This is a genomic window from Roseovarius sp. EC-HK134, assembly GCF_902498815.1.
Classification (GTDB): domain Bacteria; phylum Pseudomonadota; class Alphaproteobacteria; order Rhodobacterales; family Rhodobacteraceae; genus Roseovarius; species Roseovarius mucosus_A.
The window spans coordinates 1,134,501-1,149,745 of sequence record NZ_LR701544.1; the positions used below are offsets into that span (position 1 = coordinate 1,134,501).

Sequence of the window (15,245 nt, forward strand, 5' to 3'; positions counted from 1 at the left end):
CAGCGTTGACACTCAACCGGCTGGCCCTTACATCGCCCTGAGACCAAGGCAGAACCGCCGTCTTGCGCCCCGTTTTAGGGGGACGCGGCAAGAGGGGCAAGCGGTTGCCTGCCAAGGATAGGCAAAACACCGGAACGGATAAAACATGTTGGGTATTGGAACGGTCGCCAAAAAGATCTTCGGCACCCCGAATGACCGCAAGATCAAGGCGACGCGCCCGTTGATCGCAAAGATCAATGCGCTTGAATCCGAGTATCAAGGCCTGAGCGATCAGGCGCTCATCGACAAGACCAACGAATTCCGGGCTCGGATCGCCGGGGGCGAAAGCCTAGAGGCCCTCTTGCCCGAGGCTTTTGCCAATTGTCGCGAAGGGGCTCGCAGGGCCTTGGGTCTTCGGGCGTTTGACGTACAATTGATGGGGGGGATATTTCTGCATCAGGGCAATATCGCCGAGATGAAGACAGGCGAAGGCAAAACCCTCGTTGCGACATTCCCCGCTTATCTCAACGCTCTCTCGGGCAAAGGCGTGCACATCGTCACCGTCAATGATTACTTGGCCAAGCGTGATGCCGAATGGATGGGCAAAGTGTTTGGTGCGCTCGGAATGACGACGGGTGTGGTCTATCCCCAACAGCCCGAGTCCGAGAAAAAGACGGCCTATGCCGCTGATGTGACCTACGCCACGAATAACGAGCTTGGGTTCGATTACCTGCGCGACAACATGAAATCGTCGCTTGAGGATATGAACCAGCGCGGCCATAACTTCGCGGTGGTCGACGAGGTGGACAGCATCCTGATCGACGAGGCGCGCACGCCCCTGATCATCTCTGGGCCAAGTCAGGACCGCAGCAGTCTTTATCAGTCGATCAATACGCTGATCCCTGAGTTGCAAGACGAACACTATAAACTGGACGAAAAGACCCGAAATGTCACATTCACGGAAGAGGGTAACGAGTTTCTCGAAAACCTGCTTGTGACACGTGGTGTGCTGCCCGAGGGGCAATCTCTCTATGATCCCGAGAGCACGACCATCGTGCATCACGTCAATCAGGGTCTGCGCGCGCACAAACTCTTTACCAAGGACAAGGACTATATCGTGCGCGGTGGCGATGTGGTGTTGATTGACGAATTTACCGGCCGGATGATGGCGGGCCGGCGCCTGTCGGACGGTTTGCATCAGGCGATTGAGGCCAAAGAGGGCTGCACGATCCAGCCAGAGAATGTGACGCTGGCCTCTGTGACGTTTCAGAACTACTTTCGCCTCTATGACCGGCTGTCGGGTATGACCGGCACCGCCCTGACAGAAGCCGAGGAATTTGGCGAAATCTACGGTCTTGGCGTGGTCGAGGTGCCAACCAACAGGCCCATCGCGCGCATCGACAAGGATGATGCCGTCTATCGCACCGCCCGCGAGAAATACGAGGCGATTGCCTCGGCCATTCGCACCGCGAGCGAAAAGGGTCAGCCGACGCTGGTGGGTACCACCTCTATCGAAAAATCCGAAATGCTGAGCAAGCTGCTGACCGAAGCGGGCATTGCTCATAACGTGCTCAACGCGCGCCAGCATGAAAAAGAGGCGCAGATCGTTGCCGATGCGGGCAGGTTGGGCGCGGTGACCATCGCCACCAACATGGCCGGACGCGGCACCGACATCAAATTGGGCGGCAATGTAGACTTCAAGGTCATGGAGGCTATCGCCGCCGATCCAGAAGCAGATCCCGAAGAAATTCGCAAACGGATCGAGGCCGAACATGCCGCCGATGAAGAGGCGGTGAAGGCCGCAGGTGGCCTCTTTGTGCTGGCGACCGAACGACACGAGAGTCGTCGGATCGACAATCAGCTGCGCGGTCGCTCGGGCCGTCAAGGCGATCCGGGTAAATCCGCCTTCTTCCTCAGTCTCGAAGACGATCTTATGCGCATCTTCGGTTCTGAACGGCTGGAAAAGGTGCTGGCAACGCTAGGCATGAAAGAGGGCGAGGCGATCATTCACCCTTGGGTCAACAAATCGCTGGAACGCGCGCAAGCCAAGGTCGAAGGCCGCAACTTTGACATCCGCAAGCAATTGCTGAAATTCGACGATGTGATGAACGAGCAGCGCAAGGTGATCTTCAAGCAGCGTCTCGACATCATGCGCGCCGAAGATCTGAGTGAGATCATCAAGGACATGCGCGGCGAGGTGATCGACGATCTGGTCGATCAATACATGCCGCCCAAGACCTATGCCGATCAATGGGACACCCAAGGTCTCTATGCGGCGGTGATCGAAAAGCTCAACATGGACCTTCCGGTTATCGACTGGGCCGCAGAAGACGGCGTGGACGACGAGGATATTGTCGCCCGGCTGGACAAGGCCGCCGATGAGATGATGGCGGCCAAGGCAGCACAATTCGGCCCCGATACCATGCGGATGATTGAAAAGCAGATTCTGTTGCAGACCATCGACGGAAAATGGCGCGAACATTTGCTGACGCTCGAGCATCTGCGCAGCGTCGTTGGGTTCCGTGGCTATGCACAGCGCGACCCGCTCAACGAATATAAAAATGAAGCGTTCCAATTGTTCGAAAACATGCTCGACAGCCTGCGCATGGATGTAACGCAGAAACTGGCTCAGATTCGCCCCATGAATGAGGCCGAGCAGCAGCAGCTGATGCAGGAAATGGCGGCGCAGCGCGCAGCGATGATGGCGGCTGCTGACACCAGCGAACCAGCTGAAGTGAATGAGAATGCAGCCCCCGGTTTTGATGAAAACGATCCTGCAACTTGGGGCAATCCGGGGCGCAACGATCCATGCCCTTGTGGGTCCGGCAAGAAATTCAAGCATTGCCACGGGCGTCTGGCCTGACACCAGCGCCCGATTGACACCCATTCCGCGCCATACCGGGGCCACTTTTACGCATTAGGCCTTTCCCTGACAATTGATGTGTCAGGGAGAGTCTTATGTCCAAGGCCAGACGTTACATCACTGCAGGCGGCACGCTCGCCTGTGCTTTGGGGATTGGGTATTTCATGCAGGCCGGGGCTCAGAGCCCGGCGCAGAATGCCACTGCAATCCCCGGCCCGGCCCTAGAAGCGCCGGTTGAGATTACCCAGATCGAGCTGACCTCTGCAGGGGCGGTGCCGCCGATGACAGCGCCAGAGCCTGTTGCCTTGCCTGCAACACCTGTGACGCTGGCCGTGGCTGAGGATGTGCCTTTGACTGACACCCTGCCCGAAGAGGAGATCGCGCCCAGTTTTGCCTGTGATTACATAATGGAGGCCCGCGCGCAGGCCGCCGCGATGGTCGAGGTGACACTCAGTGCGCCCTGTCAGCCCAACACAAATTTCACGTTGCACCACAACGGCATGATGTTCACAGCCGTCACCGATGATCAGGGTGAGAGCACGTTGACCATCCCCGCATTGGCCGAAGCGGCGGTGTTTATTGCTGCGTTCGAAGATGGCGAAGGTGCCATTTCTACTGCAACAATGGACACGCTGGCGCTTTATGACCGCTTTGTCGTGCAATGGCGCGGAGGCGAGGTGCTGCATCTGCATGCGTTCGAATATGGTGCTGAATTCGGTGGCTCTGGGCATGTCTGGGCCAATGCCAGTGAAGATATGACACGCGCGCTCAAGGGCGAGGGTGGGTTCCTGACATCTCTTGGTGAGCCGAATCTCGATCAGGGGCTGAGGGCCGAGGTCTATACCTTTCCCACTGGTGCCATGCTGCAAGATGGCGTTGTGCATTTTCAGGTCGAGGCTGAGGTAACAGACGCCAATTGCAGCCGGGATTTCGAAGCGCAGTCTATCGCGACGAGCGCAGAGGGACTCGTGGTGCAAGATATTGTGCTGGCAATGCCCGACTGCGAGGGGATTGGTGACTTTCTTGTGTTGAAAAACCTGTTCAATGACCTGAAGATCGCGTCGAACTAAAGCGCGGTGTTGCAGGGGGCAAGCTATGACAATTGTGCGTGCGGCGTTCTTCGCCGCACTTTCGTTTCTGATTTTACCTGGCTTTGCCCGAGCGCAGGATGTCACGCTACGCTCGCACGACGGCGCTGTGGAGATTTCTGGCAATCTTTTGGGCTTTGATGGCGAGTTTTACCGCGTCGACACGATTTATGGCGAGCTGACGGTAGATGGCTCTGGCGTGGCCTGTGAGGGGCCGGGTTGTCCTGACCTGGAACATTACGTGGCACGTCTGGTGTTTTCCGGGGCGCCCACGATTGGTCGGGTGTTGATGCCCGCTCTGATCGAGGCATTCGCCATTCGCGGTAATTACGACGTGACCCGCGAAGATCTGAGCCCGCAAGAGCTGCGGTTTGCGCTGAATCAGGGCGACGGCACTTTAGTTGGCGAATTTGTGTTTCGCCTGACCAATACCGACGAAGGTTTTGCCGATCTTTTGGCTAATGAGGCCGATATTGCCATGACCCTGCGCGAGGCGCGGCAGGACGAGATCACGCGCGCGCGCGAGGCGGGATTGGGCAATCTGATGGCCCCGGGACAGGTGCGCGTGCTGGCACTTGATGCACTCATTCCCGTGGTCGCACCAAGCAATCCGGTTCAGGATATCAGCCTGCGCGAATTGGCGCAGGTGCTGTCGGGTGACGTTACCAATTGGGCCGCTTTGGGGGGGCCAGATGCGCCGATTGATGTGCACCTCTGGGATGCGGCGACCGGCATTGGTCAGGCCAGCGTCGATCAGGTGCTGCGACCAGAGGGGCGGGACGTGCTGGAACGCGTGCAACGTCACCCCGACGGCGCGACCTTTGCCGAGACGGTAGCCAGCGATCCATTTGCCATTGGTCTCACGACACGTTCTGAACAGGGTAACACTTGGGAGCTGGCGCTGAGCGGGGACTGTGGTTTTGCCCTCAGCGCCACCCGTCGCGCCGTCAAGACCGAGGATTATCCGCTGACCGCCCCCCTCTTTATTTATTTGCCCGCACGGCGGCTTCCGAAACTGGGGCGCGAGTTCATGACCTATCTGAGGGATCCGTCGGCGCAGTTGGTCATTCGACGCGCCGGGTTTGTGGATCAAACCCCAGAGGAAATCGAGATTAACGCCCAAGGCGACCGATTTGCCAATGCCATCGCGCAGGCAGGCACAGAGGTAGGATTGGAAGAACTGCAACGGATGGTGAGGGTTCTGGGGCCGCTCAAACGTCTGACCACAACCTTTCGGTTCGAGGCTGGATCGGTGCGGCTTGATGCGCAATCCCGCTCTAACGCCGAGCAGTTGGCGCGAGCGATGGAACTGGGCCATTACGATGCACGGCGATTGGTCTTTGTCGGCTTTTCCGATGGCGATGGTCCGGCAGGCACCAATCGCGACATTGCCCTGCGCCGTGCCGAGACGGTACAGCGTGCCGTGATGCGTGCCGCCGAGACTGCAAATCTAGAGCGAATCGGCCTAGAGTTGGATGCCTTTGGCGAGGCGATGCCGATGGCCTGCGATGACACAGCCTGGGGGCGGCAAGTGAACCGTCGCGTCGAAGTCTGGGTGCGCTGACAGCCGTCAGAGAAAGCCTGACGACCGAAAGCTGACCTCAGAGGATTTACCGATCACGATATGGTCGTGCAGCGTCAGGCCGAGCGCCTCTGCGGCGGTCTGAACCTGTCGCGTCATGCTGATATCAGCGGCGGAGGGCGTAGGATCACCCGAGGGGTGGTTATGCACCAGGATAAGCGCGCTTGCATTGAGATGTAGCGCACGCTTGACCACCTCGCGCGGATAGACAGGGACATGATCAATGGTGCCACGCGCCTGTTCCTCATCGGCGATGAGGATATTCTTGCGGTCCAGATAAAACACGCGGAACTGTTCGATCTCGGCATGGGCCATTGTGGTGTGGCAATAATCGAGCAGGGCATCCCAAGAGGAAATGACCTGACGCCGGAGCACACGGGCGCGGGCCAGACGATGCGCTGCGGCTTCCACGATCTTAAGCTCTGTTGCCACCGCTTCACCCACGCCGGGCAGCGCGATAAGCCGGTCCAGCGGGGCAGAGATGACCCCGTTGAAATCCCCGAATTGTGCCAAAAGCGCATGCGCCAACGGTTTCACATCGCGCCGGGGAATGGCGCGAAAAAGCACGAGTTCCAAAAGCTCGTAATCTGGTATCGCTGCGGCCCCTCCTTCAAGAAAGCGACTGCGCAGCCGGGTGCGGTGATCGCGAATATAGGAAGGCTGTGACGCACTCCGTTGCCTCTCTGCTACGTCATTGGCAAAGAGGGGAAGGGGCATATCGGAAAAGGCGCGGGGTTTGCTCATGCGCCCACATTGCCGCAAGAGCCTTAGCAAGAGGTTAACGACTGCGCGGCGCATGAAAAAACCCGGCCGTGTCTGGCCGGGTTTGGTTTAGCTCTTCATCGAGTCCCAGAAACTTCGGACCGATGAGAAAAAGCTCTTGCTCTCGGGGCTATTGTCCTCGCTCAGCGCTTCGAACTCACGCAACAACTCGGTTTGCCGCGAGGTAAGGTTCACCGGAGTTTCAACCGCCATTTCGATGAACATGTCGCCATGCGCCCCACCGCGCAGCGCGGGCATCCCCTTGCCACGCAGGCGCATCTGGCGGCCTGATTGCGAACCGGGTGGTATCTTGACCCGGCTGCGCCCGCCGTCGATGGTGGGCACCTCGATATCGCCACCCAGTGCGGCCTTGGTCATCGACACTGGCACGCGGCAAAAGAGGTTGGTTTCCTCGCGCTCAAACAGCTCATGCTTGGCCACCTCGATGAAGATGTAAAGGTCGCCTGCCGGACCGCCACGCATGCCAGCCTCGCCCTCACCAGCAAGCCGAATGCGGGTGCCGGTTTCCACCCCGGCTGGGATGTTGACCGAGAGCGCGCGATCTTTCTGCACGCGGCCTTGACCCTGACAGCTTTTGCAGGGGTTCTTGATGATCTGCCCCAGGCCTCCGCAGGTGGGACAAGTCCGCTCAACGGTAAAGAAACCCTGCTGCGCGCGCACCTTGCCCATGCCTGAACAGGTGGGGCAGGTGCTGGGCTGCGCACCGCCTTCGGCCCCAGAACCCTCGCAGGCATCGCAGGGCACGGCAGAGGGCACTTTGATCGTCTTTTGCAGGCCAGCATAGGCCTCTTCCAGCGTTATGCGCAGGTTATAGCGCAGGTCGGCGCCACGTGCGGCACGCTGCCGCCCGGTGCCGCCACGCGCACCGCCCATGAAATCGCCGAAAAGGTCATCGAACACATCAGAGAAGGCAGAGGCAAAGTCGCCTTGGCCGGCACCACCACCAAATCCACCCGGACGCGCGCCGCCGCCGCCCATGCCACCTTCAAAGGCCGCATGACCAAAGCGATCATAAGCCGCTTTCTTTTCCGGGTCCTTGAGCACGTCATACGCCTCTCCCGCCTCTTTGAACTGGCGTTCAGAGTCGGGGTTGTCGGCGTTGCGGTCGGGGTGCAGTTCCTTGGCCTTCTTTCGATAGGCCTTTTTTATATCATCGGCCGAGGCGCCCTTGGACAGCCCGAGCACTTCGTAATAGTCACGTTTGGCCATCGGGGATCTCCTTGGTGTGACCCTGATGGGACCGATCCGGCGCGATGCCGAACCGGCCCCGAAGGGTCAAGACGGGCCTCAGGCGCGCTTGTTGTCGTCGAGATCCTCGAAATCGGCGTCAAGGATATCATCCTCATCGCCGCCGCGATCGGCTGCACGCGGTTCGTCGTCCGGGTCGCTCTGGCTGGACTTGTAGATCGCCTCGCCCAGCTTCATCGAGGCTTCGGCCACGTTTTGGATGCCAGATTTGATCTTGCCAACATTGTCGGTCTCAAGCTCGTCCTTGAGCGCGGCAATGGCCAGTTCGATCGCCTCAACTGTGGTTGGATCAACCTTGTCGCCATGTTCCTCAATCGACTTTTCGGTCGAATTGATAAGGCTTTCGGCCTGATTGCGGGCTTCGACCAGTTCGCGACGGGCCTTGTCGGCCTCGGCATTCTCTTCTGCGTCCTTGATCATCTTCTCGATGTCTTCGTCCGAGAGACCGCCCGACGCTTGGATCGTGATCTTCTGTTCCTTGTTGGTGCCTTTGTCTTTGGCCGAAACAGACACGATACCGTTGGCGTCAATGTCGAATGTCACCTCGATCTGCGGCATGCCACGCGGTGCGGGTGGGATGTGTTCCAGATTGAACTGGCCCAGCATCTTGTTGTCCGCTGCCATCTCACGCTCGCCTTGGAAGACGCGGATCGTCACGGCAGACTGGTTGTCTTCGGCAGTCGAGAAGATCTGGCTTTTGTTCGTCGGAATGGTTGTGTTGCGGTCAATGAGGCGGGTGAACACGCCACCCAAGGTCTCAATCCCGAGCGACAGCGGCGTTACGTCGAGCAGCACGACATCCTTGACGTCGCCCTGAAGCACGCCCGCCTGAATGGCAGCGCCCATGGCGACAACCTCATCGGGGTTCACGCCCTTGTGCGGCTCTTTGCCAAAGAACTTGGTCACTTCCTCAACCACGCGGGGCATGCGGGTCATACCGCCCACAAGAACCACTTCGTCGATGTCGGCGGCGGTAAGGCCCGCATCCTTGAGCGCGGCTTTACAGGGCTTGAGCGACGCGGTGATGAGATCGCCCACAAGGCTTTCGAGCTTGGCACGGGTCAGTTTTACGACCATGTGCAGCGGCTGGCCATTCGAACCCATCGAAATGAATGGCTGGTTGATCTCGGTCTGGGACGAGCTCGACAGCTCGATCTTGGCCTTTTCTGCCGCTTCCTTGAGGCGCTGAAGCGCCATCTTGTCCTTGGTCAGATCAACGCCATGCTCTTTTTTGAACTCATCGGCAAGGTAGTTGACGATGCGCATGTCAAAGTCTTCACCGCCAAGGAACGTATCGCCATTGGTCGATTTCACTTCGAAGAGGCCATCGTCAATCTCGAGAATGGTGACATCGAAGGTGCCGCCGCCAAGGTCATAAACCGCGATGGTATGCGTATCTTTCTTGTCCAGACCATAGGCGAGTGCCGCTGCCGTCGGCTCGTTAATGATACGCAGCACCTCAAGACCGGCAATCTTGCCTGCGTCCTTGGTGGCCTGACGCTGAGCGTCGTTGAAATAGGCGGGCACGGTGATGACGGCCTGCGTCACCTCTTCGCCAAGATAGCTTTCGGCGGTTTCCTTCATCTTGCCGAGGATGAAGGCAGAAATCTGTGAGGGGCTGTATTTCTCGCCACGTGCCTGAACCCAGGCATCGCCATTGCCACCATCAATAACGGTGAACGGCATGTTCTTTTTGTCTTTGGCGAGATACGAATCGTCCGCGCGACGGCCAATCAGACGTTTCACACCAAAGATGGTGTTTTCTGGATTGGTCACGGCCTGCCGCTTGGCGGGCTGGCCGACGAGACGCTCGGTCTCGGTAAATGCGACGATGGAGGGGGTGGTGCGCGCGCCTTCGGAGTTTTCGATCACGCGGGCCTGAGAGCCGTCCATGATCGCGACGCAGCTGTTGGTGGTGCCGAGGTCAATACCAATAACTTTGGCCATGTTGTTCGATCCCTTCTAACTTAGGCGATGTGACAGAGGCCTGACCCGTTACGGCATCCGGCCCCCGGTGAATGACAGGTCAGCCCGTGGCATGACCAGTGGTTCCGGGCGTATATAGGCAGGGGATTGTGCCCCTGCAAGCGGTGGCTGCTGGGCAATTCCTCGAATTTGGTCCGAATTGGCGCTGTCCGGCGCAAAAGGAGGCACAGGATGCCAGAGCCAACGCTCATCCTGCGGGATGTCGCAATCTACAAAGGGTGGCTCGACCCTCTGGAACAAGAGGCGTTGATCGCGTCCCTGCGCGATGTGGTGGCTCAGGCACCGCTTTTTCAACCGGTGACACCCTCGGGCCGCGCGATGAGTGTGCGCATGACTTCGGCGGGGCGCTGTGGTTGGATCAGTGACCGAAATGGCTATCGCTACGCGGGCCATCATCCTGATGGAATGGGTTGGCCCCCGATTCCCGAAACTGTTCTGGCAATCTGGCGCGCCTTGGTCAGCGAAACACGGCTGCCGGATTGCTGCTTGATCAACCACTACACGGGGCAGGCGCGCATGGGCCTGCATCAAGATCGGGATGAGGCTGATTTTACTTGGCCGGTGCTGTCGATTTCTTTGGGGGATGATGCGCTCTTTCGCATCGGCAATGTGACACGCGGAGGCAAGACCGACTCGCTCTGGCTTGCGTCTGGCGACGTGGTGGTCATGGGCGGCGCGGCACGGCTGGTCTATCATGGGATCGACCGGATCAGACCCGGCACCTCAGGCCTATTGCGCGGGGGTGGGCGGATCAATCTGACCTGCCGGGTGGTGATGTGAGGCGCCACGCCGTAGCGCATAAAAAAGGCCTTGTCCGCGCACTGGCGGACAAGACCCGTAATAAAAGAACCGGCGCTGTCACGCGTTGACAGAAAGGCGCTCGATTTCTTCTTTGATCTTGAGTTTCTGCTTTTTCAGCTCCGCGATTTCCAGCGTGCTGCTGCCCGGCGCGCGCTGCGCCCGTTCCACTTGTTCCGAGAGCGCGTGATGTTTCTTCTTCAGTTCTTCAATATGCGAACTCAAGCTCATGGGCAGTCTCCTCTGTGGTGTGGATGTGTCTATTCGACATGGGAAGTGCACCACATTTTTACAATACTGTCACGCTGCACCTGCAAACTGCGCGGCGCTTTGCCTGCGGCATTTTAGAAAAATCAATCCGGAAAAGGCAGCGCTGCTGCGTTCCTGAGCACATCCGAGGTTGCAGTGGTGTAATCTGCCCCATCCTGCCCATGATTTTCACCCGCGTGAAGCAGCCAACCATCGTGCAATCGCAGTGCGGCGCGCCCCCCTTTGCGCCCTCGCAGCAGAATCAGCCGTGCCGCACGGCCCCGGCGTGGGATCAGCGGCAAAATCTCGATACTGCCCAGATGTGTCGCCATTGCCGCCAGAAGGTCCGGTAATCGTTCTACCCTTTGAATGAAGGTCACGGTGCCGCCAACGCCCGTACGCCGAGCGGCGGCATGCACCCAATCCGCCAAGGCCAACGCCTCGCCCATCGCCTTTTCGCGCCCGGTGTCGCTGGCTGGAGTGCTTCGGTCACGCTCGAAATAGGGTGGGTTGGCGATCACGTGATCGAACTGACGCCTCCGCAAGCTGGCGGGCAGGTCGGCAATATCGCCCTCGAAAACCTCAAGTGCGATCCCATTGGAGGCGCTATTCTGGCGGGCCAACGCCGCATAGGCGGCCTGAATCTCTAGTCCAACCAGAGTGACGCCCGGCACCCGTGACGCAACGCAAAGCGCAGCAATTCCCGACCCGCACCCCAGATCAAGCAGGCTCTGACCCGCCCGCGCCGGAACGCTTGCCGCCAAAAGCACCGGATCGACCCCGGCGCGATAGCCCGTCTTGGGTTGCGCCATGCGCAGACGCCCCCCCAAAAACGCATCGTGGCTCAGGTCTTCCTCGGCAAATGGCTCAGTCCTCAAGCGAGAAACCATTGTCAATCAACGTGATCCGTGCGTCTTCGTAATCTTCATTGGCGACCATCAGACGGCGCGGGAAAATGCCGATCGAGCCCTCAAGGATGCTCATGTTTACGTCCATTTCAAAGCAGTCTATACCCTCGCCCTGAAGAAGAGCCTGAGCAAAGGCGATGGACGCGATGTCATTGGTTCGCAAAAGTTGTTTCATAGGCCATAGATAAGGGCAGGGCGCGCTCTATGTCGAGCCATGTTGACGGGGGAAGTATGGGATTGGACGAAATCGCCACAAAACCGCATGAACAACTTGCTGCGCATCTTGCAGCCAAGATGGAGGCGGTCAATCTTTTGATCCGCGAGCGGATGGCCTCGCGTCATGCGCCGCGCATCCCCCAAGTCACCGCGCATCTGGTTGAGGCGGGCGGCAAGCGTCTGCGCCCCATGCTTGTGCTTGCGACAGCAGACCTCTGTGGTTACGACGGACCGTTTGATGTGCATCTGGCTGCGACGGTTGAGTTTATCCATACTGCCACCCTCTTGCATGATGACGTCGTGGACGAGAGCGCGCAGCGGCGGGGCCGCCCCACCGCCAACTTGCTTTGGGACAACAAATCAAGTGTTCTCGTGGGCGATTACCTTTTTGCACGCGCCTTTCAATTGATGGTCGAGCCGGGATCGCTCCGCGTGCTCGATATCCTGTCCAACGCCTCGGCGACGATTGCCGAAGGCGAGGTATTGCAACTGAGCGCGGCGCAGGATCTGGCCACAACCGAGGATATCTACCTCCAAGTGGTGCGTGGTAAAACGGCAGCGCTCTTTTCCGCCGCAACCGAGGTGGGCGGCGTGATTGCAGGTGCGCCCGAGACGCAGATCAAGGCGCTGTTCGAGTATGGCGATGCGCTTGGTATCGCGTTCCAGATCGTCGATGACCTGCTCGACTATCAGGGCGACGCCAAATCCACCGGCAAGAATGTCGGCGATGATTTTCGCGAGCGGAAATTGACCCTGCCGGTGATCAAGGCGGTTTCAGCGGCCAATGCCGAAGAGCGTGCGTTTTGGAAACGCACCATCGAAAAAGGCGATCAGCGCGATGGCGATCTGGAGCATGCCTTGGCGCTGATGCAGGCACATGGTGCCTTGGAACAGACCCGCGCCGAAGCATTGGATTGGGCCGCCCGCGCGCGGGCGGCGATTGCCGTGCTGCCGGATCATCCGGTGCGTGGGATGCTCGATCGTCTTGCGGGATATGTGGTGGCGCGGATCAGCTAAGGCGCGTGGCCTGCACCCACCAGCCGGGGTGTGCAGCACTCAGCGCTTGGGCAGCACGCGTAGCAGTCACGGTATCGGGATAGAGCCCGAAACAGGTGGCTCCTGATCCCGACATCCGCGTTAGGGCACAGTGCTGCGTCGCGGAAATCGCGTGCAGCACATCGGCCACCACCGGCTCTAAGGTAATAGCCGCATCTTGCAGGTCGTTGCGTTGTGCGCGCAGCCAGTCGATCAGAGCGGCGGCATCAGGCCATTCGGGCATTTGCGCAGGCATCGCTGGATTTTCACGTTGTGTCAGCCTGCGGAAAATCGCAGGCGTCGAGACCGGCACGCCGGGATTGACCAGCACGGCATCAAGCGTGGGCAAGCCTGCCACGGGCACCACATCCTCGCCAATTCCGCGCATCCGCGCGGCGCGCGCCAGCAGGCAAACCGGCAAATCGGCGCCAAGAGCCAGGACATCGTTTGGCACAGGCTGACCGCGCAATTCTGACAGCGCCCTAAGGCAGGCGGCCGCATCGCTTGACCCGCCGCCAATGCCAGCTGCTGCGGGCAGATGCTTGTCCAAGCTTATCTCGGCGGTGATCCCCATCAATGCCGCAGCGCGCAGCACGAGGTTGTCTGGGCCGCCCGGCACACCCACGGCCATGGGGCCGGTCACTGTTAGCCGCGCCTCGGGCGCAGGCCGCACGCGCAGTCGGTCTCCCACATCGGCAAAGACCACCAGCGAATCGAGTAAATGATACCCATCTGCCCGTTGGCCGGTGACATGTAGCGAGAGGTTGATCTTGGCGGGCGCGAACCCGTCAGTTACCATCTTTGACAAGTTTTAGCGGCTCCGCGCCTTCGTCCTTCAGCACTTGATCCAGACCGACTTCGAGCTTGCGGCGCACGCGCTCAGGTTCCAGATCGGGCGACGGCTCGCTCTCGTTCAGGGACAATGCGCGTTTCCATTGAAACCGCGCTTCGACCTTGCGGCCTACAGCCCAGAGAACGTCTCCCAGATGGTCATTCACCACCGGGTCAGTCGGCATCAATTCGGCGGCACGCTCCATCTGCACGATGGCCTCTTCATACCGGCCAAGACGATAGAGAACCCATCCGAGACTATCCACAATATAACCGCTATCGGGCTGCGCGGCGACGGCGCGCTCGATCATATTCAGTGCCTCATCGAGATTGATGTGCTTTTCCACCATCGTATACCCGAGATAGTTCAACACCTGTGGATGATCCGGGTTCAACTCCAACGCACGACGAAAATCGGCCTCAGCCTCGGGCCAGTTGTCCAAGCGTTCGTGGCTGATGGCGCGGGCATAACGCACGAACCATTGATCGTTCCCCCGCGACTGATACAGCTCGAGCGCCCGGTCATAGGCTGGCACTGCGGCGGAAAAATCCTCTTGTGAGCGATGGAGATCGCCCACTGCAACATGAACTTCGGCAAGGTTGGGATAGTCTTTTGCCAATTGCTCCAGAACTTCGATCGCCGCGTCAGGCTTGCCAGCGCGACGCAGCACATCGCTGCGCCCCAGTTCCGCCAGATGGTAAGAGGGGTGATCGCGCGGTACTTTCTTAAACGCCTCGATTGCTAGATCGAAACGCTCCAGATCCTCTAGCAGGTCTGCCGCCATCAGCACGGCATCGACATGGGCAGGTTTGATCATCTCGGCCACGCGAGCATAGATCAAGACATACTCATCATTGGCCTCTTGCATCAGGGCGCGGCCAAGCGAAAAGAAGACTTCGGAAATTCCGTCCGATGCGCTGTTGACGAGATCAAAGGGGAGGCTCTCGCCGTCCGCGAGCCGTGCGCGCAGCGTTTCGATCTCGGGATCAAGATCTGTGCCAAATGTATCGTCGATGATCGTGACGGCGCGCTCGTGCTCTCCGAGTTGGCTCAGCACCTGCGACCAGCCGATGACGCCGCGCCTTGTCCGCTGGATTGGTCCATCATCTTCGCCGCTGAAGACCTTGTCTGCGCCTTCAAAGTCCCCGACCGAGGCCAGAGCCAGCGCTTTGTGATAGATGGCAAAGCTACGCAACCCACGTTCCTTGGCCACATCATCAAACCGCGCCAACGCCGAAGTCATGTCGCCTTTGCCCAGATCGGCCCAGGCTGAAATCATGCCATCCGCCAGATCGCCAACCCCGCGCCCCTCTTCGATCCGCTTCAAAAGAGCATCCCACTGCCCTTGCCGCGTTTCGTCGGCGACCAGCGCCATCTGACTGACCTGACTGCGTAGCCCGTCCGCCTCGATCTTGCGCGCGACGGCGACTGCAGGCTCCAGTTTGCCCAAGGCCAAATAGGCGACTGTCGCATTTTCCAAGAGGGCCGGATTTGACGGGTCGCGGGTCAGCGCCTGCGCATAATACTGTGCGGCAGCCGCGAAATCCCCACTGGCTCGCGCCTGCTGTGCCGCGAGATAGGCGCCAGAAGACACCTCTGACATCGCGGGCAGGGGCATGACCTGCAAAAGGGCGGTGAATGCAAGCGCTGCAAGGGGTCGATGAGTCACGCTGTCCTG

Annotated in this window: 13 protein-coding genes; 5 read left to right on the plus strand and 8 right to left on the minus strand. The window is 59.4% G+C overall.

All coding sequences use genetic code 11. The features are described from left to right. Positions 1 to 145 precede the first annotated feature (145 nt). The 3 genes from secA (at position 146) to GC127_RS09365 (ending at position 5,494) form a co-directional block, all read left to right on the plus strand. Positions 146 to 2,842, plus strand: coding sequence for a preprotein translocase subunit SecA (gene secA, locus GC127_RS09355; RefSeq protein WP_008281295.1), 2,697 nt, complete (start codon positions 146 to 148; stop codon positions 2,840 to 2,842). 95 nt (positions 2,843 to 2,937) lie between these two features. Continuing rightward, positions 2,938 to 3,912, plus strand: a complete 975-nt coding sequence (locus GC127_RS09360) for a hypothetical protein (RefSeq protein WP_151977721.1) — start codon at positions 2,938 to 2,940, stop codon at positions 3,910 to 3,912. A gap of 25 nt (positions 3,913 to 3,937) precedes the next feature. Continuing rightward, positions 3,938 to 5,494 carry a substrate-binding domain-containing protein gene (locus tag GC127_RS09365; RefSeq protein ID WP_151977724.1) on the plus strand — a complete coding sequence of 519 codons (1,557 nt, stop codon included), beginning with the start codon at positions 3,938 to 3,940 and terminating at the stop codon, positions 5,492 to 5,494. Between the two features lie 6 nt (positions 5,495 to 5,500). On the opposite strand, the gene radC is transcribed toward GC127_RS09365, so the two are convergent. The 3 genes from radC to dnaK all read right to left on the minus strand — a co-directional run bounded on the left by radC (position 5,501) and on the right by dnaK (position 9,490). Continuing rightward, a complete protein-coding gene (radC, locus tag GC127_RS09370; protein ID WP_151977726.1) occupies positions 5,501 to 6,256 on the minus strand; it encodes a DNA repair protein RadC in 756 nt (251 codons plus the stop codon). A gap of 87 nt (positions 6,257 to 6,343) precedes the next feature. After that, positions 6,344 to 7,504, minus strand: coding sequence for a molecular chaperone DnaJ (gene dnaJ / locus GC127_RS09375; RefSeq protein ID WP_008281301.1), 1,161 nt, complete (start codon positions 7,502 to 7,504; stop codon positions 6,344 to 6,346). Between the two features lie 78 nt (positions 7,505 to 7,582). Next, positions 7,583 to 9,490, minus strand: a complete 1,908-nt coding sequence (dnaK, locus tag GC127_RS09380) for a molecular chaperone DnaK (protein WP_081507145.1) — start codon at positions 9,488 to 9,490, stop codon at positions 7,583 to 7,585. Between the two features lie 210 nt (positions 9,491 to 9,700). Between dnaK and GC127_RS09385 the strand changes: the two genes are divergently transcribed. Further along, the gene (locus GC127_RS09385) at positions 9,701 to 10,309 is read left to right on the plus strand and encodes an alpha-ketoglutarate-dependent dioxygenase AlkB (RefSeq protein WP_008281303.1); all 609 of its coding nucleotides are present in this window, start codon (positions 9,701 to 9,703) and stop codon (positions 10,307 to 10,309) included. A gap of 78 nt (positions 10,310 to 10,387) precedes the next feature. Here GC127_RS09385 and GC127_RS09390 read toward each other — a convergent pair whose 3' ends face one another. The 3 genes from GC127_RS09390 to GC127_RS09400 all read right to left on the minus strand — a co-directional run bounded on the left by GC127_RS09390 (position 10,388) and on the right by GC127_RS09400 (position 11,659). Continuing rightward, entirely contained in the window at positions 10,388 to 10,558 is a 171-nt protein-coding gene (locus GC127_RS09390; RefSeq protein WP_008281304.1) for a YdcH family protein, read from the minus strand. 122 nt (positions 10,559 to 10,680) lie between these two features. Then, the gene (locus tag GC127_RS09395) at positions 10,681 to 11,454 is read right to left on the minus strand and encodes a tRNA1(Val) (adenine(37)-N6)-methyltransferase (RefSeq protein WP_254700048.1); all 774 of its coding nucleotides are present in this window, start codon (positions 11,452 to 11,454) and stop codon (positions 10,681 to 10,683) included. Beyond that, positions 11,444 to 11,659, minus strand: coding sequence for a DUF2007 domain-containing protein (locus GC127_RS09400; RefSeq protein ID WP_008281306.1), 216 nt, complete (start codon positions 11,657 to 11,659; stop codon positions 11,444 to 11,446). Before GC127_RS09400 ends, GC127_RS09395 begins: the two co-directional genes overlap by 11 nt. Before the next feature lie 56 nt (positions 11,660 to 11,715). On the opposite strand from GC127_RS09400, the gene GC127_RS09405 reads away from it, so the two are divergent. Further along, positions 11,716 to 12,717, plus strand: a complete 1,002-nt coding sequence (locus GC127_RS09405; RefSeq protein WP_008281307.1) for a polyprenyl synthetase family protein — start codon at positions 11,716 to 11,718, stop codon at positions 12,715 to 12,717. Here GC127_RS09405 and GC127_RS09410 read toward each other — a convergent pair. Together GC127_RS09410 and GC127_RS09415 are read right to left on the minus strand one after the other, a co-directional pair. Beyond that, the gene (locus tag GC127_RS09410; protein WP_151979687.1) at positions 12,710 to 13,534 is read right to left on the minus strand and encodes a 4-(cytidine 5'-diphospho)-2-C-methyl-D-erythritol kinase; all 825 of its coding nucleotides are present in this window, start codon (positions 13,532 to 13,534) and stop codon (positions 12,710 to 12,712) included. The two genes, GC127_RS09405 and GC127_RS09410, sit on opposite strands and share 8 nt — an antisense overlap. Continuing rightward, positions 13,524 to 15,236 carry a tetratricopeptide repeat protein gene (locus tag GC127_RS09415; protein WP_332306710.1) on the minus strand — a complete coding sequence of 571 codons (1,713 nt, stop codon included), beginning with the start codon at positions 15,234 to 15,236 and terminating at the stop codon, positions 13,524 to 13,526. The genes GC127_RS09410 and GC127_RS09415 overlap by 11 nt, the downstream gene beginning before the upstream one ends. Positions 15,237 to 15,245: the final 9 nt, after the last annotated feature.

What these genes read in the sequence shown, in the direction of transcription:
- secA (WP_008281295.1), top strand. Translation starts at nt 146, where the DNA reads ATGTTGGGTATTGGAACGGTCGCCAAAAAGATCTTCGGCACCCCGAAT.
- GC127_RS09360 (WP_151977721.1), top strand. Translation starts at nt 2,938, where the DNA reads ATGTCCAAGGCCAGACGTTACATCACTGCAGGCGGCACGCTCGCCTGT.
- dnaK (WP_081507145.1), bottom strand. Translation starts at nt 9,490, where the DNA reads ATGGCCAAAGTTATTGGTATTGACCTCGGCACCACCAACAGCTGCGTC.
- GC127_RS09410 (WP_151979687.1), bottom strand. Translation starts at nt 13,534, where the DNA reads ATGGTAACTGACGGGTTCGCGCCCGCCAAGATCAACCTCTCGCTACAT.
- GC127_RS09365 (WP_151977724.1), top strand. Translation starts at nt 3,938, where the DNA reads ATGACAATTGTGCGTGCGGCGTTCTTCGCCGCACTTTCGTTTCTGATT.
- GC127_RS09405 (WP_008281307.1), top strand. Translation starts at nt 11,716, where the DNA reads ATGGGATTGGACGAAATCGCCACAAAACCGCATGAACAACTTGCTGCG.
- GC127_RS09390 (WP_008281304.1), bottom strand. Translation starts at nt 10,558, where the DNA reads ATGAGCTTGAGTTCGCATATTGAAGAACTGAAGAAGAAACATCACGCG.
- GC127_RS09400 (WP_008281306.1), bottom strand. Translation starts at nt 11,659, where the DNA reads ATGAAACAACTTTTGCGAACCAATGACATCGCGTCCATCGCCTTTGCT.
- GC127_RS09385 (WP_008281303.1), top strand. Translation starts at nt 9,701, where the DNA reads ATGCCAGAGCCAACGCTCATCCTGCGGGATGTCGCAATCTACAAAGGG.
- dnaJ (WP_008281301.1), bottom strand. Translation starts at nt 7,504, where the DNA reads ATGGCCAAACGTGACTATTACGAAGTGCTCGGGCTGTCCAAGGGCGCC.
- radC (WP_151977726.1), bottom strand. Translation starts at nt 6,256, where the DNA reads ATGAGCAAACCCCGCGCCTTTTCCGATATGCCCCTTCCCCTCTTTGCC.